Origin of the sequence: Pseudomonas sp. B3(2017), from assembly GCF_002113595.1 — a bacterium.
GTDB classification, from domain to species: Bacteria; Pseudomonadota; Gammaproteobacteria; order Pseudomonadales; family Pseudomonadaceae; genus Aquipseudomonas; species Aquipseudomonas ekonensis.
On the sequence record NZ_NEIU01000007.1, the window covers coordinates 86348 to 108995 of the forward strand.

Sequence of the window (22648 nt, forward strand, 5' to 3'; positions counted from 1 at the left end):
TTTTCTCAGTTGATTTCGATCATTTCAAAGTCCGTCTTACCGACGCCGCAGTCCGGGCAGAGCCAGTCCTCAGGCACGTCTTCCCAGCGGGTGCCTGCCGCGATACCGTCATCCGGCCAGCCTTCGGCTTCGTTGTAGATCAGGCCGCAGACGATACATTGCCACTTCTTCATTCCGGTGTTTCCTCAGAGGTTCAGGCGGGTGTCGGCGCAGAGGGTCGATGGTGTCGCGCTGCCCTCCGGCTCAGGGCGTTTTGTACTGGGGGTGCCGGGCAGAAGCAAGCCTGTTCGGCGCAATGGCGACCCGGATCAATCAATATCGCCGCCTGCCATGGTAAGCTCGCCGCCTCATTTGCGGCCAAAAACGACTCATTGTGCAACCCACAGAATCCCGCCCGGCCCCGCTCTGGCTGGCGCAAACGCAGTTGATGCCCCTCCCCGCCCCGAAGGTTTCGGACTGGCTGTTCGACGAAGGCTCCCTGACCCGCCGCCTGACCGGCCTGTCCGACGGCGGCTTCAGCATCACCCCGCTGTTCGAAGGCTGGCAGCCCCTGCGCGCCGACGAATGCGCGGCGCTGGACCTGGCCGAGGGCAGCGAAGGCTGGGTGCGCGAGGTTTACTTGCGCGGCCACGGCGAGGCTTGGGTGTTCGCCCGCAGCGTGGCCTCGCGCAGCGCCTTGCAGGGCGACGGCCTGCACATGGACGAACTGGGCAGCCGCTCCCTGGGCGAGCTGCTGTTCTGCGACCACGCCTTCAGCCGGCGCGCCATCGAAGTCTGCCGCTATCCTGAGCAATGGCTGCCCGCCGAGTGCCGCGCGCCTGGGCTGTGGGGCCGCCGCTCACGCTTCGACCGCGGCGCGCTGAGCGTGCTGGTGGCGGAGGTCTTCCTGCCGAGCCTGTGGGCCGCCACCGCCGCCGAACCGGAGAACCGCTGATGTACCAGAGCCTGCTCAAGTCCCTGAACCGCCTGAACCCGCGGGCCTGGGACTTCATCCAGCTGACCCGCATGGACAAGCCGATCGGCATCTACCTGCTGCTGTGGCCGACGCTGTGGGCGCTGTGGATCGCCGGCAAGGGGTCGCCGTCGCTGGCCAACATCGTTATTTTCGTCCTCGGCGTGGTGCTGACCCGCGCCGGTGGCTGCGTGATCAACGACTGGGCCGACCGCAAGGTCGACGGCCACGTCAAACGCACCGCGGAGCGCCCGCTGGCCGCCGGCCGGATCAGCTCCAAGGAGGCGCTGGCGTTCTTCGCCCTGCTGATGGGCGTGAGTTTTCTGCTGGTGCTGTGCACCAACGCCGCAACGGTTTGGCTGTCGCTGGGCGGCCTGGCGCTGGCGTTCACCTATCCGTTCATGAAGCGCTACACCTATTACCCGCAGGTGGTGCTGGGCGCGGCGTTTTCCTGGGGGATGCCGATGGCGTTCACCGCCGAGACCGGCGAGCTGCCCGCGACCGCGTGGCTGCTGTGGATCGCCAACCTGCTGTGGACCGTGGGCTACGACACCTATTACGCGATGACGGACCGTGACGATGACCTGAAGATCGGCGTGAAGTCCACGGCGATCCTGTTCGGCGATGCCGACCGGGTGATCATCCTGACCTTGCAGGGGCTGGCGCTGGGCTGCCTGCTGCTGGCCGGGTCGAAGTTCGGGCTGGGCATGTGGTTCCACCTCGGCCTGCTGGCGGCCGCCGGCTGCTTCGCGTGGGAATTCTGGTTTACCCGTGACCGCGACCGGATGAAGTGCTTCAAGGCGTTCCTGCACAACCATTGGGCGGGGATGGCGATCTTCATCGGGATCGTGCTGGATTACGCGCTGCGCTGAGCCGCCGCGCAGAACCGTTGTGGGAGCGAGCCTGCTCGCGATGGCGGCGCATCAGTCAACGGATCTGCCGACTGACCTGACGCCTTCGCGGGCAAGTCCGCTCCCACAGGGTTCCACAGAGGGAAAAGATCAAGCGGTCACTTGTGCTCGTGCACGACGTGCCACACGTCCTTCATGCCGTCGCCCTTCATTTCCCCGGGCTTTTCATCCTTCACGAAGGTGTACAGCGGCTTGCCGTCGTAGGCGTACTGCATCATGCCGTCGTCACGCTTGATGACCGTCCACTTGCCTTCGGCCTTGGCCCCCGCCGGCGCCATCATCGGCGGCCAGTTCTTGGCGCAGTCGCCGTTGCACATCGACTTGCCGCCGGCGTCCTTGTCGAACGTGTAGACGGTCATGCCTTTGTGGTCGACCATCATGCCGTCCTTCATCATGGCCGGCTCGGCCGCCATGGCCAGGCCCGGCAGTGCGAGTGCGGCGGCCATCAGCAGGGCCTTGAGAGAAACAGTCGTCTGAGTCATGGAAACCTTCTTTTGTGGTTGTCAGGATTCGAACTCAGAGCTTAGTCCAGGATTTGCACAATCGCCGGGCGCCGAATACTGTCACACGACTGCAATAATTCCGTTATCTAATGCGGCGCACGACAGTTAAATGACAAGAGGATTAAGGCATGGTTGGCAGGAACATTCTGATCGTCGACGACGAAGCGCCCATCCGCGAGATGATCGCCGTGGCGTTGGAAATGGCCGGCTACGACTGCCTTGAGGCCGAGAACTCGCAGCAGGCCCACGCCATCATCGTCGACCGCAAGCCGGATCTGATCCTGCTCGACTGGATGCTGCCCGGCACCTCCGGCATCGAACTGGCGCGGCGCCTCAAGCGCGACGAGCTGACCGGGGACATCCCGATCATCATGCTCACCGCCAAGGGCGAAGAGGACAACAAGATCCAGGGCCTGGAAGTCGGCGCCGACGACTACATCACCAAGCCGTTCTCCCCCCGCGAGCTGGTGGCGCGCCTGAAGGCCGTGCTGCGTCGCGCAGGCCCCACCGACGGCGAAGCGCCGATCGAGGTCGGCGGCCTGCTGCTCGACCCGATCAGCCACCGCGTGACCATCGACGGCCGCCCGGCCGAAATGGGCCCCACCGAATACCGCCTGCTGCAGTTCTTCATGACCCACCAGGAACGCGCCTACACCCGCGGGCAATTGCTGGACCAGGTCTGGGGCGGCAACGTCTATGTCGAGGAGCGCACCGTCGACGTGCACATTCGGCGCCTGCGCAAGGCCCTCGGCGACGCCTATGAAAATCTGGTGCAAACCGTGCGCGGCACCGGCTACCGGTTTTCCACCAAAGCCTGAGCCCGGCGCCAGCCAAGCAGACAAGGACCGCATTTCCCGTGAACCAAAACTGGCATGGCACCCTGATTCGCCACATGCTGTTGCTGGTCACCGCCTGCCTGGTGATCGGCCTGATCACCGGTCACTACGGCTGGAGCCTCGCCGCGGGCCTGGGGCTGTACCTGGCCTGGACGCTCAAGCAGTTGCTGCGCCTGCACGAATGGCTGCGCCTGCACCAACCCGACGAAGCGCCGCCCGACGGTTACGGCCTGTGGGGCGAGGTGTTCGACAGCATCTACCACCTGCAACGCCGCGACCAACGGGTGCGCGGACGCCTGCAAGCGGTGATCGACCGCGTCCAGGAATCCACCGCCGCCCTGAAGGACGCGGTGGTCATGCTCGACAGCGAAGGCAACCTTGAGTGGTGGAACCGCGCCGCCGAGACCCTGCTCGGCCTCAAGACCCCGCAGGACAGCGGCCAACCGGTGACCAACCTGGTGCGCCATCCGCGCTTCAAGGAATACTTCGAGCAGGACAGCTATGCCGAACCGCTGGAAATCCCCTCGCCGACCAACGACCGCCTGCGCATCCAGCTGTACATCACCCGCTACGGCAACAACGAGCACCTGATGCTGGTGCGCGACGTCACCCGCATCCACCAGCTGGAACAGATGCGCAAGGACTTCATCGCCAACGTTTCCCACGAACTGCGCACGCCGCTGACGGTGATCTGCGGCTACCTGGAGACCCTGCTCGACAACGTCGAGGAAGTGAACCCGCGCTGGGGCCGTGCCCTGCAGCAGATGCAGCAACAGGGCGGACGCATGCAGACCCTGCTCAACGATCTGTTGCTGCTGGCCAAGCTGGAAGCCACGGACTACCCGTCCGACAATCACCCGGTGCTGATCGATGCATTGCTTCAATCGATCAAGAGCGATGCGCAGCAGTTGTCCGGCAGCAAGAACCAGCGCATCAGCCTGGAGGCCGACGGCGGGATCCTGCTCAAAGGCAGCGAGGCGGAACTGCGCAGCGCCTTCTCCAACCTGGTGTTCAACGCCGTGAAGTACACCCCGGCCGAAGGCAGCATCCGCATCCGCTGGTGGGGCGACGAGCAAGGCGCCCACCTGAGCGTGCAGGATTCCGGGATCGGCATCGACAACAAGCACCTGCCGCGCCTGACCGAACGCTTCTACCGCGTCGACTCCAGCCGCAACTCCAACACCGGCGGCACCGGCCTGGGCCTGGCCATCGTCAAGCACGTGCTGCTGCGCCACCGCGCCCGCATGGAGATCAGCAGCGTGCCCGGCCACGGCAGCACGTTCACCTGCCATTTCGCCCCGGCCCAGATGGTGCGTTCGCGCGCCGTCAGCGCCGCCGAGTAAGCCCGCACTAGGCAATCGCCCGGTCAGCCGCTACATTGGCTGACTTGCGCCTGCCCTTTCAGGTGCGCTCCTTCTCATTTTTCGAATCACACGGAACCCGCAAAACTCCATCATGGACCCTTCCCCTGGCTTGTCCCTCGCAACCATTTTCGCCGACTTCGGCATGATTCTCTTCGCTCTGATCCTGGTCCTGCTCAACGGCTTCTTCGTTGCGGCGGAGTTCGCCATGGTCAAGCTGCGCTCGACCCGGGTCGAGGCCATCGCCGAGCAGCACGGCTGGCGCGGCCACATCCTGCGCACCGTGCACAGTCAGCTCGACGCCTACCTCTCGGCCTGCCAGCTGGGCATCACCCTCGCCTCCCTGGGCCTGGGCTGGGTCGGCGAGCCGGCATTCGCGCACCTGCTGGAGCCGGTGCTCAGCGCCGTCGGCGTGCAGTCGGCCGAGGTCGTCAAGGCGATCTCGTTCTTCACCGCGTTCTTCATCATTTCCTACCTGCACATCGTGGTCGGCGAGCTGGCGCCCAAGTCCTGGGCGATCCGCAAGCCCGAGCTGCTGTCGCTGTGGACGGCGGTGCCGCTGTACCTGTTCTACTGGGCCATGTACCCGGCGATCTACCTGCTCAACGCCAGCGCCAACGCCATCCTGCGCATCGCCGGCCAGGGCGAGCCCGGCCCGCACCATGAGCATCACTACAGCCGCGAAGAACTGAAGCTGATCCTGCACTCCAGCCGTGGCCAGGATCCGAGCGACCAGGGCATGCGCGTGCTGGCGTCGGCGGTGGAGATGGGCGAGCTGGAAGTGGTCGACTGGGCCAACTCCCGCGAAGACCTGATCACCCTGGAGTTCAACGCCCCGCTCAAGGAAATCCTCGCGCTGTTCCGCCGCCACAAGTTCAGCCGCTACCCGGTATACGACAGCGAGCGCCAGGAGTTCGTCGGCCTGCTGCACATCAAGGACCTGCTGCTGGAGCTGGCGGCCCTGGACCACATTCCGGAGTCGTTCAACCTCGCCGAGCTGACCCGTCCGCTGGAGCGGGTGTCGCGGCACATGCCGCTGTCCCAGCTGCTGGAGCAGTTCCGCAAGGGCGGCTCGCACTTCGCCGTGGTCGAGGAGGCCGACGGCAACATCATCGGCTACCTGACCATGGAGGACGTGCTGGAAGTGCTGGTGGGCGACATCCAGGACGAACACCGCAAGGCCGAGCGCGGCATCCTCGCCTACCAGCCGGGCAAGCTGCTGGTGCGCGGCGACACGCCGCTGTTCAAGGTCGAGCGCCTGCTGGGCATCGACCTTGACCACATCGAGGCGGAAACCCTGGCCGGCCTGATCTACGAAACCCTCAAGCGGGTGCCGGAAGAGGAAGAGGTGCTGGAGGTGGAAGGCCTGCGGATCATCATCAAGAAGATGAAGGGGCCGAAGATCATCCTGGCCAAGGTGCTGATGCTCGATTGACGGGCTGGCCGGGGGGCGAGCCGATCCCACTCCTGCAGGTTCAGTGCAGGAGTGCTGCTTTCACTGCTTGCCCAGCGCAAAGTTGGGCAGCGCCCCCAGAGGCTGCTTGAATTGATAGGGAATCGACACCAACCCCTCGCCCGTATTGCGCTGCACCACGAAGTGCAGGTGCGGGCCGCTGCTGTTGCCGGTATTGCCCGAGAGTCCCAGAGGGCTGCCCACCGTCACGCGCTGCCCTTCCTTCACGCTCACGGAATTTTGCTTGAGGTGCAGGTACACGCCCATGGTGCCGTCATCGTGCAGGATCCGCACAAAGTTGCCGGACGGGTCGGTGCCGCGCCCGTTCTGGGAATTCTCGGTCTTCACCACCACACCCGCCCGCGCCGCGATGATCGGCGTCCCCACCGGCATGGCGATGTCCATGGCGTATCTGTTCTTCGGCCCGAAGTGGCTGTAGTCGCCATTGGCACCTTGGCTTAAGCGGAACGGCCCGCCGCGCCAGGGAAACGGATACCGATAGCTCTGCGCTGCGCCAGCGGGGTCGCCCAGGGAATAGTGGAACATCGGCGTGTACACCAGCGGCTTGCCGCCGGACACCGCCGTCAGCAACGCCAACCGGGTATTGCTGCGCGCCGGCAGCACCCGGCGGATCGTTTGCGCCGGGGCGCCACGCACGTTGCTCATCCCGGTGAACGCCAGTGCCACTTCCACCGGCGCATACAGGTCGTTGCGCACGAACACCACGTCCACGCCCTTCTGCTTCTTGATGTCCAGGTACACCTGGCGCTCCAGGCGCTCGACCATCCGGTCCTGGAAGACGAACACCTGGGAGCCTTTGCTCGGACGGTCGCTGTACGAAACCACTCCGTTGGCATCGGTGGACTTGTAGATCGTCATGGCCACGGTCGAGGTGGAGGCCATGAACAGACCACAGAAAAACAGCAGGCGCAGGGGCATGGGCGAACGTTCTGTCGAGGAAGGCCTGGAAGTGAGCCTAGCAGCTGAGACAGACCAGGCTAGCCGACAGATGTTTCAAATGTGGCACAGGGGGGAGATGGGCGGCGCTTTCGTTGACGCCATCGCGAGCAGGCTAGCTCCCACAGGGGTTCTGTGGTGCAGCTCCCCTGTGGGAGCCAGCCTGCTGGCGATGGCGCCAGCCACTGCCTGGCGGTCAGGCGCCCGGCACGAAGTGCTTCTGCGCCGTGCCGCGGGCGATCAGGCGGGAGAGGTAGTCGAGCTTCTGCGCGTCCTGGTCGACGAAGCGGAAGGTCAGTTGCAGCCAGTCGCTGTCAGGCTTCGGCTCGTGGGCGACGACGGCGTGCAGGTAACCGTTGAGGCGCGCGGTTTCGGCGTTCTCGCCCTGCTCCAGGTCGAGCACGGCGCTGTCGAGGATCTGCGGCAGGTTGTCGGTGCGTTTGACCACCAACAGCGCTTCCTTGATGCTCAGGGCCTTGATCACGCACTGCAGGGTGCCGCTCGGCAGGCGCAGTTGGCCCTGGCCGCGGCCGCTGGCCGGTGCCGGCGCAGCGGCCGGTGCCTTGGGCGCAGGAGCGTTGTTGAGCAGGCCACGGGACGGCGCAGCGGCGGCCGGTGCCGGCGCAGCGGCAGGCTTGGCGAACGGGTTGACCGCAGGCGCCGCGGCCGGGGCGCCGCCGACCACGGCCGGCTTGCCGCCGGTCAAAGCGCTCAGGGAGTCGTTGCCGAACGCCGAGTTCATCTTGGTCGGCGCGCTGTTCATCAGGGTGTCGAGCTTGCCGACCTTGTTCAGCGCCTGCTTGACCTTGGTCAGCAGCTGCTCGTTGGTGAACGGCTTGCTGACGTAGCCGGTGACGCCGGCCTGGATCGCCTGCACCACGTTCTCTTTGTCGCCGCGGCTGGTGACCATGATGAACGGCATGGTCTTGAGGTTGTCCTGCTCACGGCACCAACTCAGCAGCTCAAGGCCCGACATCTCCGGCATTTCCCAGTCGCACAGCACCAGGTCGAAAGCTTCCTTGGCCAGCATGGCCTGGGCCTTGCGCCCGTTGATGGCGTCCTCGGTGCGAATCCCCGGGAAGTAATTGCGCAGGCACTTTTTCACCAGGTCACGAATGAACGATGCATCGTCCACGACCAACACACTGATCTTGCTCATCCAACACCCCTAAAAAAAATCCCGGCAAGCATAACGCTTGAATGATGGCACTTTGCCAAAACTTTTCAGTCACGCCGGGACTTTTCGTTCGCGGGTGCTGCTTTTTCGATTCGCGCCCCAAACGAAAACGCCCGGCCAAAGGACCGGGCGTGCTTCTTGGGCAATCTTACTTATCGTCAGCTTCGTCCGGAACATTAGCGGTTTCGCCGCTTGTGCCTTCAACTTCTTCCTTCATGCGCTTGAGGCCCATGTGGCGCACATCGGTGCCGCGCACCAGGTAGATCACCAGCTCCGAGATGTTGCGCGCGTGGTCGCCGATCCGCTCCAACGAACGCAGCACCCAGATGATGCTCAGAACCCGCGAGATAGAGCGCGGGTCTTCCATCATGTAGGTCGCCAGCTCGCGCAGGGCGGTCTTGTACTCGCGGTCGATGATCTTGTCGTACTGCGCCACGGACAGCGCCAGGTCGGCGTCGAACCGGGCGAACGCGTCCAGCGCGTCGCGCACCATGTTGCGCACCTGATCGCCGATGTGGCGCACTTCGACGTAACCGCGCGGCGCCTCGCCTTCTTCGCACAGCTGGATCGCGCGGCGGGCGATCTTGGTCGCTTCGTCGCCGATGCGCTCAAGGTCGATCACCGACTTGGAGATGCTGATGATCAAGCGCAGGTCGGACGCCGCCGGCTGGCGGCGGGCCAGGATGCGCAGGCATTCCTCGTCGATGTTGCGTTCCATCTGGTTGATCTGGTCGTCGATCTCGCGCACCTGCTGGGCCAGGCCCGAGTCGGCCTCGATCAGCGCGGTGACCGCGTCGTTGACCTGCTTCTCGACCAGCCCGCCCATGGCCAGCAGGTGGCTGCGCACTTCTTCCAGTTCGGCGTTGAACTGCGCGGAAATGTGATGGGTTAAACCTTCCTTCGAAATCATGGTTTTGCTCCGCAAAAGCTGTGAGCCGCAAGCTACAAGCCGCAAGCTGTTTCGTTTTTTACTCGGTCCGCCCTTACTTGCCGCTTGAAACGTGCGGCTCGCAGCTGCGAACTAGCCGTACCGGCCGGTGATGTAGTCTTCGGTCTGCTTCTTCGCCGGATTGGTGAACAGGGTGTCGGTGTCGCCGAACTCCACCAGTTTGCCCATGTACATGAACGCCGTGTAGTCGGACACCCGCGCGGCCTGCTGCATGTTGTGGGTCACGATGACGATGGTGAACTTGGACTTCAGTTCATAGATCAGCTCTTCGACCTTCAGGGTCGAGATCGGGTCGAGGGCCGAGCACGGTTCGTCGAGCAGCAGCACTTCAGGCTCCACGGCGATGGTGCGGGCGATCACCAGACGCTGCTGCTGGCCGCCGGACAGGCCGAGCGCCGAGTCATGCAGACGGTCCTTCACTTCGTCCCACAGGGCCGCACCCTTCAACGCCCACTCGACGGCTTCGTCGAGCACACGCTTCTTGTTGATGCCCTGGATGCGCAGGCCGTAGACCACGTTCTCGTAGATGGTCTTGGGGAACGGGTTGGGCTTCTGGAACACCATGCCGACCCGGCGGCGCAGCTCGGCCACGTCTTCGCCCTTGCGGTAGATGTTGTTGCCGTACAGGTTGATCGCGCCTTCGACGCGGCAGCCGTCCACCAGGTCGTTCATGCGGTTGAAAGTGCGCAGCAGCGTGGACTTGCCGCAGCCGGACGGGCCGATGAAGGCGGTCACGCGCTGTTTCGGGATGTTCATGCTGACGTCGTACAGCGCTTGTTTCTCGCCGTAGAACAGGCTCAGGCCCGGCACTTCGATGGCTACGGTTTCCTGTTCCAGGTTCAGGCTCTGCTTGTCGCGGCCCAGGGCGGACATGTTGATGCCGTGGGTATGTGTTTCGTGCTGCATGGGAGGTCCCCTGTGCTAACAAATTCGGTTCTGTATGCCACTGGCCTGGCCAATGGGTTTCGCAAAATCTGTGGCGGGCGCCGATCCTTGTGGGAGCTGGCTTGCCAGCGATGCAGACGACTCGGTCTGACGCTGGCACCGCCGCGATGCCATCGCTGGCGAGCCAGCTCCCACAGGATTTGTGCCGGCCTTAGCTGTCCAGTGCTTTGTATTTTTCGCGCAGGTGGTTACGGATCCACACCGCCGACAGGTTGAGCACCGCGATCACCAGCACCAGCAGCAGCGCCGTGGCGTACACCAGCGGCCGCGCGGCCTCGACGTTCGGGCTCTGGAAGCCGACGTCGTAGATGTGGAAGCCCAGGTGCATGATTTTCTGATCCAGGTGCAGGTACGGGTAGTTGCCGTCCACCGGCAGCGACGGCGCCAGTTTCACCACGCCCACCAGCATCAGCGGCGCCACTTCGCCGGCGGCCCGGGCCACAGCGAGGATCATGCCGGTCATCATCGCCGGGCTGGCCATCGGCAGGACAATCTTCCACAGGGTCTCGGCCTTGGTCGCGCCCAGGGCCAGCGAGCCCTCGCGCACGGTGCGCGGGATCCGCGCCAGGCCTTCTTCGGTGGCCACGATCACCACCGGCACCGCCAGCAGCGCCAGGGTCAGGGACGCCCAGAGCAGGCCCGGCGTGCCGAAGGTCGGCGCCGGCAGCGCCTCGGGGAAGAACAACCGGTCGAGGGAGCCGCCCAGCACGTAGACGAAGAAGCCCAGGCCGAACACGCCGTAGACGATCGCCGGAACGCCCGCCAGGTTGTTCACCGCGATGCGGATGACCCGGGTCAAGGTGTTCTGCTTGGCGTATTCGCGCAGGTACACCGCCGCCAGCACGCCGAACGGGGTCACGATCATCGCCATGATCAGGGTCATCATCACGGTGCCGAAGATGGCCGGGAAAATCCCGCCTTCGGTGTTCGCTTCACGGGGGTCGTCCGACAGGAATTCCCAGACCTTGCTGAAGTAGAAGCCGACCTTGGTGAAGGTGCCCATGGCGTTCGGCTGGTAGGCATGAACCACCTTGCCCAGGCCGATCTCGACTTCCTTGCCGTTGGCGTCGCGGGCGGTCAGGGCGTCGCGGTTGAACTGCGCGTGCAGGTCGGACAGCCGCGCCTCGACCTCCTGGTAACGGGCGTTCAGCTCGGCGCGCTCGGCGTCCATGTCCGCTTGCGCGGCCGGGTCGAGCTTGCCTTCGAGCTCCAGCTTGCGGCCGTGCAGGCGGATGCGTTCGAGGCCGGCGTTGATCGCGCCGATGTCGACCTTCTCCAGGGTCTTGAGCTGGGCGGCGAGCTTGTTCACCCGGTCGATCCGCGCCTGCAGTTCGGGCCAGGCGGCTTCGCCTTCGGCGATGACCTTGCCGTCCTGCTTGACGTTGACCAGGTAGCCGTAGAAATTGCCCCACTCGCGGCGCTCGACGGCCATCAGCTCCACCGGCGTGGTCTGGTCGTTCAGCCACTCGCCGACGGTCCAGGTGAAGTCGTTGCCGTTCAGGTCACGGTTGCCGACCTTGATCAGCTCACGGGTCATGAACTCCGGGCCTTCGTCCGGCACCGGCAGGCCGGCGCTCTTGAGGCGGGCGCGGGGTACTTCTTCCTTCTGCACCACTTCGCCGATGACCAGGTGCTTGCCCTGGCCCGGCACGTCGTAGCTGGCGTGGAGCAGGTCCGCCGGCCAGAAGTGACCCAGGCCGCGCACGGCGATCACCGCCAGCAGGCCAATGGTCATGATGACCGCGATGGACACCGCGCCACCGCTGATCCAGACGCCCGGGGCGCCGCTCTTGAACCATCCTTTCAGGGAGTTCTGTTTCACAGACTTCTACCTTTCTTAAAGCGACGAGTATTTCTTGCGCAGACGCTGACGAATCAGTTCCGCGAGGGTGTTCATGACGAAGGTGAACAGCAGCAGCACCAGCGCCGAGAGGAACAGCACGCGGTAGTGGCTGCCGCCGACTTCCGACTCGGGCATTTCCACCGCGACGTTGGCCGCCAGGGTGCGCAGGCCTTCGAACAGGTTCATTTCCATGACCGGGGTGTTGCCGGTGGCCATCAGCACGATCATGGTCTCGCCCACCGCACGGCCCATGCCGATCATCAGCGCCGAGAAGATGCCCGGGCTGGCGGTGAGGATCACCACGCGGGTCATGGTCTGCCACGGCGTGGCGCCCAGGGCCAGCGAGCCCAGGGTCAGGCCGCGCGGCACGCTGAACACGGCGTCTTCGGCGATGGAGTAGATGTTCGGGATCACCGCGAAGCCCATGGCCAGGCCGACCACCAGGGCGTTGCGCTGGTCGTAGGTGATGCCCAGGTCGTGGGAGATCCACAGGCGCATGTCGCCGCCGAAGAACCAGTTCTCCATGTACGGGCTCATGTACAACGACAGCCAGCCCACGAACAGGATCACCGGGATCAGCAGCGCGCTTTCCCAGCCGTCCGGGATCTTCAGGCGGACCGATTCGGGCAGGCGGCTGAAGGTGAAGCCGGCGATCAGGATGCCGATCGGCAGCAGCATCAGCAGGCTGAAGATGCCCGGCAGGTGCCCTTCCACATACGGCGCCAGGAACAGGCCGGCGAAGAAGCCGAGGATCACCGTCGGCATCGCTTCCATCAGTTCGATCACCGGCTTGACCTTGCGGCGCATGCCCGGGGCCATGAAGTAGGCGGTGTAGATCGCGGCGGCGATGGCCAGCGGCGCGGCCAGCAGCATGGCGTAGAAGGCGGCCTTCAGGGTGCCGAAGGTCAGCGGCGACAGGCTCAGCTTCGGTTCGAAGTCGGTGTTGGCGGCGGTCGACTGCCAGACGTACTTGGGCTCGTCGTAGTTCTCGTACCAGACCTTGCTCCACAGCGCGCTCCACGACACTTCCGGGTGCGGGTTGTCGAGCAGCAGCGGCTGCAGCTTGCCGCCGGCCTCGACGATCACGCGGTTGGCCCGCGGCGACAGGCCGAACAGGCCTTGGCCCTCGACCACCTGATCGACCAGCAGGGTGCGGTGCGCGGTGCTGTGGAACACGCCGAGCTTGCCGCTGGCGTCGAGGGCGGCGAAGCCCTTGCGGCGCTCTTCGGCACCGATTTCCACGATCGGCGCCTTGCCCATCTGGAAGGTGCGGATCTGCTTCAGGCGCTGCTCGCCGTCGGTGTCGCGGGCCATGAACCACTGGGCCAGGCCGCCCTTGGAGTCACCGACGATCAGCGAGATGCCGCCCACCAGCTGGGTGGCGGCGGTGACCTGCGCTTCGCCGTCCTCCAGCAGTTTGTAGCGGCCGTTGAGGCTCTTGTCGCGCAGGCTGAACACGTCGGCCTGAGCCCGGCCGTTGACCACGTACAGCCACTGCTGGCGCGGGTCGACGAAGATGTTCTTCACAGGCTCAGTCATCTGCGGCAGATCGATGCGCTTCTGCTCGTTGGTGACTTCGCCGGTCATCATGTTTTCTTCGCTGGTCAGCGCGAGCACGTGCAGCTGCGCACCGGTGGAACCGGCCAGCAGCAGGGTCGAATCGTTGGCGTTGAGGCTGACGTGCTCCAGCGCGCCGCCGCTCTCGTTCAGTGCGATCGGCGCTTCGCCGTACGGGTACTCGATCGCCGGGGTGATGGTTTTCTTGCCTTCCGGGTAGCTGACCTTATAGGTGTGACGGAACACCAGCGCCTGGCCGTTGGACAGGCCCACGGCCACCAGCGGATGGCCCGGCTGGTCTTCGCCGATGGAGGTCACGGAAGTGCCGGCGGGCAACGGCAGATCGACGCGCTTGAGCTCGGCGCCACTGTCGATGTCGAAGAACAGGGCCTGGCCCTTGTCGGAAACGCGCATGGCCACCTGGTTCTGCTCTTCCAGCGAGATCATCAGCGGCTTGCCGGCGTCCTGCATCCAGGCCGGGGCCAAGGTGTCTTTCGCGGTCAGGCTGGCGCCCTGGAACAGGGGCGCGACCACATAGGCGAGGAAGAAGAAGATCAGGGTGATCGCCGCCAGCACCGCCAGGCCGCCGACGAGGACGTACCAACGGGTGAAGCGATCCTTGAGCGCACGAATGCGGCGCTTGCGTTGCAACTCAGGCGTATTGAAGTCAATGCGCTTGGGAGGGTTCGTAGTCATTTTGGAATTGGCCAGATCATTCATGCGCACACCCTAGCGATCCTGTATGACAGAAAGATGACAATGCAGTGACGCACCAAATCCGCCGCCAGCAGGGCACTGGCGGTGGATAGAAGAATTCGGGGAGTGTGGGGCCGGGCCGCTTGCGGGCCGGGCCCCACACGGGAGTCAGGCGGGGTTCACCCCCTGACTCAGTTTGTTACTTTTTTGCGACTTCGGCGCCGCCTTCCTGCAGGCCCAGGTCAGCCAGCGCTTTGGCGGCGACTTTGGCCGGCAGCGGGATGTAGCCGTCCTTCACCACGACTTCCTGCCCCTGCTTGGACAGGACCAGCTTCACGAACTCGGCTTCCAGCGGGGCCAGAGGCTTGTTCGGGGCCTTGTTGACGTAGACGTACAGGAAGCGGGACAGCGGGTACTTGCCGTTCAGGGCGTTTTCTTCGCTGTCTTCGATGTAGTCGGTGCTGCCTTTCTTCGACAGGGCGACGGTCTTCACGCTGGCGGTCTTGTAGCCGATGCCCGAGTAGCCGATGCCGTTCAGCGAGGAGCTGATCGACTGCACGACCGAAGCCGAGCCAGGCTGTTCGTTGACGTTAGGCTTGTAGTCGCCTTTGCACAGGGCCTCTTCCTTGAAGTAGCCGTAGGTGCCGGACACCGAGTTGCGGCCGAACAGCTGCACCGGCTTGTTGGCCAGGTCGCCGGTCACGCCCAGGTCGCCCCAGGTCTTCACGTCGGTCTTGGCGCCGCACAGGCGGGTGGACGAGAAGATCGCATCGACCTGTTCCATGGTCAGGTGCTGGATCGGGTTGTCCTTGTGCACGAACACGGCCAGGGCATCCACGGCGACCGGGATGGCGGTCGGCTTGTAGCCGTACTTCTGCTCGAAGGCAGCCAGTTCGGTGTCCTTCATCTTGCGGCTCATCGGGCCCAGGTTGGAGGTGCCTTCGGTCAGCGCGGGCGGCGCGGTGGCGGAACCGGCGGCCTGAATCTGGATGTTTACGTTCGGGTATTCTTTCTTGTAGTTCTCGGCCCAGAGGGTCATGAGGTTGGCCAGGGTATCGGAACCGACGCTGGACAGGTTGCCCGACACACCGGTGGTCTTGGTGTAGCTCGGGATAGCAGGGTCAACAGCGGCAACCGCGTTGGCGGTCGCAACGCCAGCGGCGACAAAGGTCATGGCCGCCATCAAACGCTTCAGTTTCATGCCTTACTCCTAGCAGATAGGGTGTGTTAAGTCGGGGCCAAGTATCGGCAGGCCGTATGAACACTCTATGGCTGAAATATGACAATTGGATGAAAGGCCAGCATCCAGGTCTTACTTAATGCTTCAGGCCGGCTCCCACACCGAAACGCCTTTCGATGGGGAGCGGACAAAACATCAGCGGCCCTTGCTCCAGAGCCACGCCCCCACCACGATCCCCATGCCGCACAGCACCGCCACGTAATAGGCCGGGCCCATTGCGCTCTCCTTGAGCAGCAGGCTGACCACCATCGGCGTCAGGCCGCCGAAGATTGCGTAGGCGACGTTATAGGAGAAGGACAGGCCGCTGAACCGCACCACCGGCGGAAACGCCTTGACCATCACATAAGGCACCGCGCCGATGGTGCCGACCAGAAGGCCGGTCAGCGCATAGAACGGGAACAGCCAGTCCGGATGGTCCGCCAGGCTGTGGTAGAAGGTCCACGAACTGGCCAGGAGGCCCAGGCAACCGAACACGAACACGCGCCCGGCACCGAAGCGGTCGGCCAGCGCGCCGGCCAGGATGCAGCCCACGCTCAGGAACACGATCGCCAGGCTGTTGGCCTGCAGCGAAACGGTCGGCGTGAAGTGGTAGACGGTCTGCAGCACGGTCGGGGTCATCAGGATCAGCACGACGATGGCGGCGGACAGCAGCCAGGTCAGCAGCATCGACACCAGGATCGCCCCGCGGTGGTCGCGCAGCACCGCCCGCAGCGGCACTTCCTCGGCCAGGGCCTTGCGCAGCTGCAGTTCGGCGAACACCGGCGTCTCGTGCAGCCAGCGGCGCAGGTAGACCGAGAACAGGCCGAACACGCCGCCGAGCAGGAACGGGATCCGCCAGGCGTAATCCGCCACTTGCTCCGGCGTATAGAGGCTGTTGATCGCCGTGGCGACCAGCGAGCCCAGCAGGATGCCGGCAGTCAGGCCGCTGGTCAGCGTGCCGCAGGCGTAGCCGATGTGCCGGTCGGGCACGTGTTCGGAAACGAAGACCCATGCCCCCGGCACCTCGCCGCCGATGGCTGCGCCCTGGATCACCCGCATCAGCAGCAGGAGGATCGGCGCCCACAGGCCGATCTGCGCGTAGGTCGGCAGCAGGCCCATGATCAGGGTCGGCACGGCCATCATGAAGATGCTCAGGGTGAACATCTTCTTGCGCCCCAGCAGGTCGCCGAAGTGCGCCATGACGATCCCGCCCAGCGGCCGCGCCAGGTAGCCGGCGGCGAAGATGCCGAAGGTCTGCATCAGGCGCAGCCACTCGGGCATGTCCGCCGGGAAGAACAGCTTGCCGACCACGGTGGCGAAGAAGACGAAGATGATGAAGTCGTAGAACTCCAGCGCACCGCCCAGGGCGGACAGCGACAGCGTCTTGTAGTCGTTGCGGGTCAGGGGTCGTGCGGGCTGGTCGGACTGCGCGAGGCTCGAGGGCGCTGTGGTCATGGCAAGGTCTTCTCTTATAGTCGGATCTGCCGCCGCAGCAACGCTGGCTGCGGCTCGGGCAGGTTCGGCACCATAGCAAATTGTTCGAAAAAGCACATAGGGGCGCATTTGGCGGGCGAAATGAGAACCTGACGGTCGTCGCGGAGTCTACCGACCGATATACTCGCAACCTCGCCCCGGCTTGTAGGGGGTTGCTGTGCGAAAACGCCGTTGGCCGCATGACCGTGCCGGGCCAGCCGGTTTCGCAGAGTTTCCCTAAAGGCGCCTTATGGAAAACGTGACGAACGTAGTATGTTCGGTGCTGAATCGTTTTTCCTGAAGACGGCCGTCACCCGCATCACCAACGAAGAGTCACGGGTCAGAGGCACCCTCGGCATGATAGAGCTCGAACAAGAAGATCCGATCCCGCAAGGCGACCTGGCCCTGCAAATCACCGCGCTTCCCCGCGAAACCAACGGCTTCGGCGATATTTTCGGCGGCTGGCTGGTGGCGCAGATGGACCTGGCCGGCACGGCGATGGCCAGCCGTGTCGCCGGCGGCCGGGTGGCCACCGTGGCCATCGACCGCATGGCGTTCCTGGTGCCGGTGGCCGTGGGCGCGCAACTGTCCTTCTATACCCAGACCCTGGAGATCGGCCGCAGCTCGATCCAGATGATGGTCGAGGTGTGGAGCGACGATCCGTTGTCCAGCGAGTGGCGTAAAGTGACCGAAGCGGTGTTCGTGTTCGTCGCCATCGACGGCAGCGGCCGTACCCGTTCGGTTCCGCCCCGCGCCCGCTAAACCTTGCGGCCGCCGGCGGGTCAATAACCGTCCCGAATCGCTGATCGAGAGCAGTCCCATGAACACGCCCAACGTCGAAGCCGTAAAACTGGATGAACTGAACTGCTGGCGCATCCGCCACGGCCGTGCCGAAGTGCTGGTGGCCCAGCAAGGCGCGCACATCCTCAGTTACCAGGTCGACGGCCAACCGCCGCTGATCTGGCTCAACGACAAGGCCGCGTTCAAGGCCGGCAAGAGCATCCGCGCCGGCGTGCCGGTGTGCTGGCCGTGGTTCGGCGTATTTGCGCGCAACCCGCAGAGCGTGCAGGCCATGCGCACCGGCGCCGAACCGGCCGCCGCCCACGGGTTTGTCCGGGCGACGGACTGGGAACTGGGCGGCATCGAGGCCGAAGGCGAAAGCCTGAAGGTCGAGTTCACCCTGCCCTGCCCCGAAGGCGGTTTCGCCGAATGGCCACACCCGGTGGACCTGACCCTGACCCTGCGCCTGGACGACCGCCTGCACATCGGCCTGACCAGCCGCAACCGCGGTGCCGACACCGTCAGCCTGAGCCAGGCGCTGCACACGTACTTCGCGGTCAGCGACGTGCGCGACGTGCAGGTCGAAGGCGTGGACGGCCTCAGCTACATCGAGACCCTGGACGACTGGAAGACCGTCACCCAGAAAGGCAACCTGCAGTTCGCCGGGGAAACCGACCGCATCTACCTCAATGTTCCGCCACGGCTGAGCATCAACGACCCGGCCTGGGAACGGCGCATCGTGCTGAACGCCACCGGTTCGCGCACCGCCGTGATCTGGAACCCGTGGATCGACCGCGCCGCCGCATTCGCCGACATGGCCGACGACGGCTGGCAGCGCATGCTGTGCATCGAGACCGCGAACGTGATGGACGACATCGTGAACCTGGCGCCCGGCGCCAGCCACACCATGGCCGTGAGCATCGGCAGCGAACCTCTCTGATTCACCCCGCTTGCGGGAGCCAGCCTGCCGGCGAAAGCGGTCTGTCAGTTGACGATGAATCGACTGACACGACGCAATCGCCAGCAGGTCGGCTCCTACAGCGATTTTGGCGGGCTGATCAGAGGTCCGATTCCTGCACCACCTTCACCTTGTCCGCGTCCAGCGCATACGCCGCGTCGGCCAGGTCGTTGCTGACCTTCTCGACCTTCAGCGTGCCGGTCACCCACAGCGGCGTGTAGATGTCATCCAGCTTGAGCCCCTTGGGATAGCGCACCAGCACCAGTTGATTGGGCGGCGGTGGCGGCACGTGGATGCAGGCGCCCGGGTACGGCACGAGGAAGAACAGGGTGCTGCGGCCCTTGGCGTCCGACTCCAGCGGCACCGGATAACCGCCGATGCGGATGCGCTTGTCGTTCATCGACGCCACGGTCTTGGTCGAGTACATCACCGCCGGCAGGCCCTTGGCCTGCTTCATCCCGCCCTTCTGGGTGAAGGTACCGTTGGCCTCCGGGGAGTTGTGGTCGATTTCGGGCATGGCTTCGAGGGCTTTCTGATCCGACTTGGGCATCAGTTCCAGCCAGTCGGTTTCCGGCAGTTCGCCGGCGTGGGCCAGACCGCTGCCCAGCAAAAGGAGAGTCAACAGGAGACGACGCATGAAGGGGCTCGTTGAGAATGCTCGTGAAAGGAAGTCGCGGATCGCCGAGCATTGCGGCCCTTCCCCCAATATCTGCGGGAAGGGCCTTGTCGCTTTGGATCAGCTCTTTTTGATCAGGCCGTAGATCACCAGCAGGATGATCGCGCCGACCAGCGCGCCGAAGAAGCCGGCGGCCTGGCCTGCGTGGTAAATGCCCAGGGCCTGGCCGCCGTAGGTGGCCGCCAGCGAACCGCCGATACCGAGCAGGATGGTCATGATCCAGCCCATGCTGTCGTCGCCCGGTTTGAGGAACCGCGCCAGCAGGCCGACGATCAGGCCGATGAAGATGGTACCGATAATTCCCATGGCATTTCCCTCTGATTGATTGGCTATAGCCTAGCCAGACTTTGGCATCCTGCCATCAGAGAACGGCGGCCCCCGAAGGTTCCGCCGCCGCCAGATGAAACTCTCGTCACTCGGCGATCAGCGCCTCGACCTTGAGGATCTGCTGCGCCAGGGTCGCCTTGTCGGCGCAGCGCAGGTTGGCGTGGCCGACCTTGCGCCCGGCCTTGAACGCCTTGCCGTAGTGGTGCAGGTGGCAATCGGCGATGGCCAGCACCTTCTCGGTCTCCGGTACCTTGCCGATGAAGTTCAGCATCGCGCTCTCGCCGACCTTGGCGGTCGAACCCAGCGGCAGGCCGGCCACCGCCCGCAGGTGGTTCTCGAACTGGCTGCACTCGGCGCCTTCGGTGGTCCAGTGCCCGGAGTTGTGCACCCGCGGAGCGATTTCGTTGGCCTTCAGGCCGCCGTCGACCTCGAAGAACTCGAACGCCATCACGCCGACGTAGTTCAGCTTCGTCAGCACGCGGCTGGAGTAGTCTTCGGCCAGGGCCTGCAACGGGTGATCGGTGCTGGCCACCGACAGCTTGAGGATGCCGCTGTCGTGGGTGTTGTGCACCAGCGGGTAGAACCGGGTTTCCCCGTCACGGGCGCGCACGGCGATCAGCGAGACTTCGCCGGTGAACGGCACGAAGCCTTCCAGCAGGCAGGCCACGCTGCCCAGCTCGGCGAACGTGCCGACCACATCCTCAGGCTTGCGCAGGACCTTCTGGCCCTTGCCGTCGTAGCCCAGGGTGCGGGTCTTGAGCACGGCCGGCAGGCCGATGGCCGCCACGGCGGCGTCCAGGTCGGCCTGCGACTGGATGTCGGCGAACGCCGGGGTCGGAATCCCCAGTTCCTTGAACATGCTTTTCTCGAACCAGCGGTCGCGGGCGATGCGCAGGGCTTCGGCGCTCGGGTACACCGGCACGAACTGAGAAAGGAAGGCCACGGTCTCGGCCGGGACGCTTTCGAACTCGAAGGTCACCAGGTCCACTTCATCGGCCAGTTGGCGCAGGTGGTCCTGATCGCCGTAGTCGGCCCGCAGGTGTTCGCCCAGCGCGGCGGCACAGGCGTCCGGCGCAGGATCCAGGAAAGCGAAGTTCATGCCCAGCGGGGTGCCCGCCAGGGCCAGCATGCGGCCCAACTGGCCGCCACCGATCACACCGATCTTCATCTCAACAACCTCAGGCAATGCGTGGGTCTGGATTGTCCAGGACGCTGTCAGTCTGCTCGGCGCGGAAGGTCTTCAGCACCGCGTGGAACTGCGGGTGCTTGGCGCCCAGGATACTGGCCGACAGCAGCGCGGCGTTGATCGCGCCGGCCTTGCCGATGGCCAGGGTGGCGACCGGAACGCCGGCCGGCATCTGCACGATCGACAGCAGCGAATCGACGCCCGAGAGCATGGCCGACTGCACCGGCACGCCCAGCACCGGCAAGTGGGTCTTGGCCGCGCACATGCCCGGCAGGTGGGCCGCGCCGCCGGCACCGGCGATGATCACCTCGATGCCGCGGCCTTCGGCCTCCTCGGCGTACTGGAACAGCAGGTCCGGGGTGCGGTGGGCGGAAACCACTTTCACCTCGTAGGGGATGCCGAGCTTTTCCAGCATATCGGCGGTGTGGCTAAGGGTGGACCAATCGGACTTGGAGCCCATGATCACGCCAACCAGTGCACTCATCGTCGCGCCTCTTCTCTCTGGGCGCCCGCAGGCGCGTCAAAAACAACAAGCCACGCAAGTTGCGTGGCTTGATTGTACGGAAAATGGCCGGACAAACCGGCCGAAGGCCGCGCAGTATACCGCAAAGAAGCCAATAAACAGCCCCCGTCTCGACCATCTGTCATCTGCCGCAAAGCCCCGGTTTTATTGACCCGAAGGTCAGTGCCTGCGCACCGCAAATTGCCCTGCGGGAGCAGGCTTGCTCCCGGATTGGATTGTGGCGGTCGCCGCTCTGCATTGCGCCGCCCCCTTGTGGGAGCCAGCCTTCCGGCGATGGCGTCAATCCAGGCACCGCAAGCGTCAGATCAGTTGCATCCCCATTGAATCTTGTCAGGCGCTCTGCGCGGCCCCGCCTTCGAGCTTGCGCCACAGCAGCCGCACGTTGGCCTTGCGCACCAGCGCACAGCGGTACAGGCGGATCTCCAGCGGCACATGCCACTGCGGGCCGCCGCAGATCACCAGCTCGCCGCGGGCCAGTTCGGCGCGCACGCTCAACTGCGGCACCCAGGCGATGCCCAGGCCTTCGAGCGCCATGCTCTTGAGGCTGTCGGCCATGGCGGTCTCGTAAACGGTGGTGAAGCGCAATTGGCGCTGGCGCAGCAGGCCGTTCACCGAACGCCCCAGGAACGCCCCGGCGCTGTAGGCCAGCAGCGGCACGCTCGCCTCGCCTTCCAGGTCGAACAGCGGCTTGCCGTTGGCGTCCGCCGCGCACACCGGGAGCATTTCGGTGTGGCCCAAGTGCAACGACGGGAAGATGTCCGCGTCCATCTGCATCGCCGCATCCGGGTCATAGAAGGCCAGCATCAGGTCGCAGCCGCCTTCGCGCAGGGCGTGCACGGCATCGCCGACGTTGGTCGCCACCAGCCGCGTGGCGATGTTCAGGCCTTCGTTGCGCAGTTGCGCGATCCAGCGCGGAAAGAAGCCCAGCGCCAGAGAGTGCGCCGCCGCCACCTGGATCACCTCGCCCTGCCCGCCCTCCAGATGGTGCAGGTGGCGCAGCACTTCGCCGAGTTGCTCGACCACTGTGCGCGCGGTCACCAGAAACAGTTGCCCCGCCGCCGTCAGTTCGATGGGCGTGCGCGAACGGTTGACGAGGGTCAGCCCCAGTGCGGCCTCCAGGCTGCGGATCCGCCGGCTGAACGCCGGCTGGGTCACGAAGCGCCGTTCGGCCGCCTGCGAGAAGCTGCGGGTGGCGGCCAGGGCACTGAAGTCCTCAAGCCATTTGCTTTCCAGATTCATCACACCCTCCGGGGCGCACCAAAATAGGTCACACGTCTGCCGCGCGAGCGGCGTCACACGGGCATTATGCCGAATGTGCATAGGGCAGTGTTTAACAGCATTGGCCCAAAAATTCCCACAAGCCTAG

At 64.8% G+C, this 22648-nt stretch carries 22 protein-coding genes; 7 read left to right on the forward strand and 15 right to left on the reverse strand.

What is annotated here, in order from left to right; genetic code table 11:
• Positions 1 to 5 precede the first annotated feature (5 nt).
• Entirely contained in the window at positions 6 to 173 is a 168-nt protein-coding gene (locus CAG33_RS12420) for a rubredoxin (protein WP_085579074.1), read from the reverse strand.
• A 200-nt stretch (positions 174 to 373) separates the two neighbouring features.
• Between CAG33_RS12420 and CAG33_RS12425 the strand changes: the two genes are divergently transcribed.
• Both CAG33_RS12425 and ubiA read left to right on the forward strand, forming a co-directional pair.
• A complete protein-coding gene (locus CAG33_RS12425; RefSeq protein WP_085638613.1) occupies positions 374 to 934 on the forward strand; it encodes a chorismate lyase in 561 nt (186 codons plus the stop codon).
• On the forward strand, positions 934 to 1824 hold the full coding sequence (ubiA, locus tag CAG33_RS12430; RefSeq protein ID WP_085638616.1) for a 4-hydroxybenzoate octaprenyltransferase: 891 nt from the start codon (positions 934 to 936) through the stop codon (positions 1822 to 1824). The genes CAG33_RS12425 and ubiA overlap by 1 nt, the downstream gene beginning before the upstream one ends.
• 137 nt (positions 1825 to 1961) lie before the next feature.
• Here ubiA and CAG33_RS12435 read toward each other — a convergent pair whose 3' ends face one another.
• Positions 1962 to 2345 carry a hypothetical protein gene (locus tag CAG33_RS12435; RefSeq protein WP_085638619.1) on the reverse strand — a complete coding sequence of 128 codons (384 nt, stop codon included), beginning with the start codon at positions 2343 to 2345 and terminating at the stop codon, positions 1962 to 1964.
• 149 nt (positions 2346 to 2494) lie between these two features.
• Here CAG33_RS12435 and phoB point away from each other — a divergent pair, with 149 nt between their 5' ends.
• The 3 genes from phoB (at position 2495) to CAG33_RS12450 (ending at position 5998) form a co-directional block, all read left to right on the forward strand.
• Positions 2495 to 3184, forward strand: a complete 690-nt coding sequence (phoB, locus tag CAG33_RS12440) for a phosphate regulon transcriptional regulator PhoB (RefSeq protein ID WP_085579082.1) — start codon at positions 2495 to 2497, stop codon at positions 3182 to 3184.
• Positions 3185 to 3258: 74 nt separating this feature from the next.
• Positions 3259 to 4545, forward strand: coding sequence for a phosphate regulon sensor histidine kinase PhoR (phoR, locus tag CAG33_RS12445; RefSeq protein WP_256576738.1), 1287 nt, complete (start codon positions 3259 to 3261; stop codon positions 4543 to 4545).
• Positions 4546 to 4657: 112 nt separating this feature from the next.
• Entirely contained in the window at positions 4658 to 5998 is a 1341-nt protein-coding gene (locus CAG33_RS12450; RefSeq protein ID WP_085579087.1) for a hemolysin family protein, read from the forward strand.
• Positions 5999 to 6058: 60 nt separating this feature from the next.
• Here the strand turns inward: CAG33_RS12450 and CAG33_RS12455 are convergent, their stop codons facing one another.
• From CAG33_RS12455 to CAG33_RS12490, 8 genes are all read right to left on the reverse strand, one after another.
• Positions 6059 to 6955, reverse strand: coding sequence for a M23 family metallopeptidase (locus tag CAG33_RS12455; RefSeq protein ID WP_085579089.1), 897 nt, complete (start codon positions 6953 to 6955; stop codon positions 6059 to 6061).
• A gap of 214 nt (positions 6956 to 7169) precedes the next feature.
• Positions 7170 to 8132, reverse strand: coding sequence for a response regulator (locus tag CAG33_RS12460; protein ID WP_085638624.1), 963 nt, complete (start codon positions 8130 to 8132; stop codon positions 7170 to 7172).
• 166 nt (positions 8133 to 8298) lie between these two features.
• Entirely contained in the window at positions 8299 to 9060 is a 762-nt protein-coding gene (gene phoU, locus CAG33_RS12465) for a phosphate signaling complex protein PhoU (RefSeq protein WP_085579093.1), read from the reverse strand.
• Positions 9061 to 9171: 111 nt separating this feature from the next.
• Positions 9172 to 10005, reverse strand: coding sequence for a phosphate ABC transporter ATP-binding protein PstB (gene pstB / locus CAG33_RS12470; RefSeq protein WP_085579095.1), 834 nt, complete (start codon positions 10003 to 10005; stop codon positions 9172 to 9174).
• Between the two features lie 190 nt (positions 10006 to 10195).
• Positions 10196 to 11866: a phosphate ABC transporter permease PstA gene (gene pstA / locus CAG33_RS12475; protein ID WP_085630273.1), complete on the reverse strand. Its 1671-nt coding sequence runs from the start codon at positions 11864 to 11866 to the stop codon at positions 10196 to 10198.
• Between the two features lie 15 nt (positions 11867 to 11881).
• A complete protein-coding gene (locus CAG33_RS12480; RefSeq protein WP_170929993.1) occupies positions 11882 to 13915 on the reverse strand; it encodes an ABC transporter permease subunit in 2034 nt (677 codons plus the stop codon).
• Positions 13916 to 14339: 424 nt separating this feature from the next.
• On the reverse strand, positions 14340 to 15341 hold the full coding sequence (locus CAG33_RS12485) for a phosphate ABC transporter substrate-binding protein PstS (protein WP_085579101.1): 1002 nt from the start codon (positions 15339 to 15341) through the stop codon (positions 14340 to 14342).
• A gap of 174 nt (positions 15342 to 15515) precedes the next feature.
• Positions 15516 to 16814 carry an MFS transporter gene (locus CAG33_RS12490; protein WP_085579103.1) on the reverse strand — a complete coding sequence of 433 codons (1299 nt, stop codon included), beginning with the start codon at positions 16812 to 16814 and terminating at the stop codon, positions 15516 to 15518.
• A 375-nt stretch (positions 16815 to 17189) separates the two neighbouring features.
• Here CAG33_RS12490 and CAG33_RS12495 point away from each other — a divergent pair, with 375 nt between their 5' ends.
• On the forward strand, positions 17190 to 17594 hold the full coding sequence (locus tag CAG33_RS12495) for an acyl-CoA thioesterase (protein ID WP_003229628.1): 405 nt from the start codon (positions 17190 to 17192) through the stop codon (positions 17592 to 17594).
• A 58-nt stretch (positions 17595 to 17652) separates the two neighbouring features.
• A complete protein-coding gene (locus CAG33_RS12500) occupies positions 17653 to 18552 on the forward strand; it encodes a D-hexose-6-phosphate mutarotase (RefSeq protein ID WP_085630279.1) in 900 nt (299 codons plus the stop codon).
• A 118-nt stretch (positions 18553 to 18670) separates the two neighbouring features.
• On the opposite strand, the gene CAG33_RS12505 is transcribed toward CAG33_RS12500, so the two are convergent.
• From CAG33_RS12505 to CAG33_RS12525, 5 genes are all read right to left on the reverse strand, one after another.
• Positions 18671 to 19207, reverse strand: a complete 537-nt coding sequence (locus tag CAG33_RS12505) for a DUF3299 domain-containing protein (protein WP_085630281.1) — start codon at positions 19205 to 19207, stop codon at positions 18671 to 18673.
• Between the two features lie 99 nt (positions 19208 to 19306).
• The gene (locus tag CAG33_RS12510; RefSeq protein WP_085579109.1) at positions 19307 to 19552 is read right to left on the reverse strand and encodes a GlsB/YeaQ/YmgE family stress response membrane protein; all 246 of its coding nucleotides are present in this window, start codon (positions 19550 to 19552) and stop codon (positions 19307 to 19309) included.
• 106 nt (positions 19553 to 19658) lie between these two features.
• A complete protein-coding gene (locus CAG33_RS12515; RefSeq protein ID WP_085579111.1) occupies positions 19659 to 20741 on the reverse strand; it encodes a 5-(carboxyamino)imidazole ribonucleotide synthase in 1083 nt (360 codons plus the stop codon).
• A gap of 10 nt (positions 20742 to 20751) precedes the next feature.
• Positions 20752 to 21243 (reverse strand): 5-(carboxyamino)imidazole ribonucleotide mutase, encoded by a 492-nt coding sequence (gene purE / locus CAG33_RS12520; protein ID WP_085579114.1) that lies wholly within the window; start codon positions 21241 to 21243, stop codon positions 20752 to 20754.
• A gap of 369 nt (positions 21244 to 21612) precedes the next feature.
• A complete protein-coding gene (locus CAG33_RS12525; protein ID WP_085579116.1) occupies positions 21613 to 22521 on the reverse strand; it encodes a LysR substrate-binding domain-containing protein in 909 nt (302 codons plus the stop codon).
• Positions 22522 to 22648: the final 127 nt, after the last annotated feature.

Bases quoted from the DNA above. Each gene is read 5' to 3' on its own strand.
- CAG33_RS12420 (WP_085579074.1), bottom strand. From the start codon at position 173: ATGAAGAAGTGGCAATGTATCGTCTGCGGCCTGATCTACAACGAAGCC.
- ubiA (WP_085638616.1), top strand. From the start codon at position 934: ATGTACCAGAGCCTGCTCAAGTCCCTGAACCGCCTGAACCCGCGGGCC.
- CAG33_RS12435 (WP_085638619.1), bottom strand. From the start codon at position 2,345: ATGACTCAGACGACTGTTTCTCTCAAGGCCCTGCTGATGGCCGCCGCA.
- phoB (WP_085579082.1), top strand. From the start codon at position 2,495: ATGGTTGGCAGGAACATTCTGATCGTCGACGACGAAGCGCCCATCCGC.
- phoR (WP_256576738.1), top strand. From the start codon at position 3,259: ATGCTGTTGCTGGTCACCGCCTGCCTGGTGATCGGCCTGATCACCGGT.
- CAG33_RS12450 (WP_085579087.1), top strand. From the start codon at position 4,658: ATGGACCCTTCCCCTGGCTTGTCCCTCGCAACCATTTTCGCCGACTTC.
- CAG33_RS12455 (WP_085579089.1), bottom strand. From the start codon at position 6,955: ATGCCCCTGCGCCTGCTGTTTTTCTGTGGTCTGTTCATGGCCTCCACC.
- CAG33_RS12460 (WP_085638624.1), bottom strand. From the start codon at position 8,132: ATGAGCAAGATCAGTGTGTTGGTCGTGGACGATGCATCGTTCATTCGT.
- phoU (WP_085579093.1), bottom strand. From the start codon at position 9,060: ATGATTTCGAAGGAAGGTTTAACCCATCACATTTCCGCGCAGTTCAAC.
- pstB (WP_085579095.1), bottom strand. From the start codon at position 10,005: ATGCAGCACGAAACACATACCCACGGCATCAACATGTCCGCCCTGGGC.
- CAG33_RS12480 (WP_170929993.1), bottom strand. From the start codon at position 13,915: ATGCAGGACGCCGGCAAGCCGCTGATGATCTCGCTGGAAGAGCAGAAC.
- CAG33_RS12485 (WP_085579101.1), bottom strand. From the start codon at position 15,341: ATGAAACTGAAGCGTTTGATGGCGGCCATGACCTTTGTCGCCGCTGGC.
- CAG33_RS12490 (WP_085579103.1), bottom strand. From the start codon at position 16,814: ATGACCACAGCGCCCTCGAGCCTCGCGCAGTCCGACCAGCCCGCACGA.
- CAG33_RS12495 (WP_003229628.1), top strand. From the start codon at position 17,190: ATGATAGAGCTCGAACAAGAAGATCCGATCCCGCAAGGCGACCTGGCC.
- CAG33_RS12500 (WP_085630279.1), top strand. From the start codon at position 17,653: ATGAACACGCCCAACGTCGAAGCCGTAAAACTGGATGAACTGAACTGC.
- CAG33_RS12505 (WP_085630281.1), bottom strand. From the start codon at position 19,207: ATGCGTCGTCTCCTGTTGACTCTCCTTTTGCTGGGCAGCGGTCTGGCC.
- CAG33_RS12510 (WP_085579109.1), bottom strand. From the start codon at position 19,552: ATGGGAATTATCGGTACCATCTTCATCGGCCTGATCGTCGGCCTGCTG.
- CAG33_RS12515 (WP_085579111.1), bottom strand. From the start codon at position 20,741: ATGAAGATCGGTGTGATCGGTGGCGGCCAGTTGGGCCGCATGCTGGCC.
- purE (WP_085579114.1), bottom strand. From the start codon at position 21,243: ATGAGTGCACTGGTTGGCGTGATCATGGGCTCCAAGTCCGATTGGTCC.
- CAG33_RS12525 (WP_085579116.1), bottom strand. From the start codon at position 22,521: ATGAATCTGGAAAGCAAATGGCTTGAGGACTTCAGTGCCCTGGCCGCC.